Genomic DNA, 1030 nt, shown 5'->3' on the forward strand with positions numbered 1-1030 from the left:
ACCGAAACCGACCTCACCCGCCTGGCCCGCAGCGGCGTCCACGCCCTCACCGCCGACCAAGGCCTCGACCTCTTCGACACCGCCCTCGCCACCGAGGAGCCGCTCGTCGCCCTGGCCGCCTTCAACCTCCCCGCTCTCCGGACCAGGGCCGCCAACGGCAGCCTCCCGGCCATGCTGAGCGGCCTCGTCCGGGTGCCCGCCCGCCGGGGGGCCGCGGCACAGGCGGCCGTCGTCACCGCGGCCCCGGCGCAGCTGGCGGCCAGGCTGATCGGCCTGCCGGCGGACGAGCAGCGGTCGGAGCTGATGGTCCTCGTCCGGGCCACCATCGCCGCCGTCCTCGGCCACGCCGACCCGGACGGCATCGACCCGAGGAGCGGCCTCCAGAAGCTGGGCCTCGACTCGCTCACCGCCGTCGAGCTGCGCAACCGCCTCAACGCGGCCACCGGCCTGCGGCTGCCGACCACGGTCGCCTTCGACCACCCGAACGCGGAGGCCCTCACGGAGCACCTCCGCACCCGGGTCCTCGCCGAGGCCGGTCCGGGCAGCGACCTGCCGCTCTCCGAGGAGATCGACCGGATCACACTCGCCCTCGGCGGGCTCCGGGCCGATGACCACGCCGCCGTCGGCACGAGCCTCCAGGCCCTCCTGCGGGCCTGGCAGGACGCCGAGCTGCGGCACGGTTCGCCGGCCGGTGAGCCCGAGGAGGCGGACCTCGACTCCGTCACCGACGACGAGCTGTTCGCGGCGCTGGACGACGAGCTGGGCCTGTAACCGGGGCCCGAACGCCTGAGGCGCCCGGCCGGGGTTCTCCCGGCCGGGCGCCTCCTGTCCGTCAGGGGGCCGGTGCCCCGCCCGCTCCTCGGGCGGCTGCGGACGCCCCGGCCCGGCAACGTCCCGACGACGTCCCGACGGCGCTCCGACAGAACGCAGGCGGGGCCGGGGGGGGAAAGACCCCCCCCCCCCGTTGGGTGAGTGTCGGTCAGGTACCCAGGGGCACCAGGAAGATGAAAAAAAGGTCGTGCCGGGCGGG

Annotated in this window: 1 protein-coding gene; it reads left to right on the forward strand. The window is 75.9% G+C overall.

Features of this window, described 5'->3' with window-relative positions:
* The coding region (locus ACFVVX_RS37530; RefSeq protein WP_387952636.1) for a beta-ketoacyl reductase at positions 1-771 on the forward strand (771 nt) is incomplete at its 5' end.
* Positions 772-1030: the final 259 nt, after the last annotated feature.

This window comes from Kitasatospora sp. NPDC058170, from assembly GCF_042883905.1.
Taxonomy (GTDB): Bacteria; Actinomycetota; Actinomycetes; order Streptomycetales; family Streptomycetaceae; genus Kitasatospora.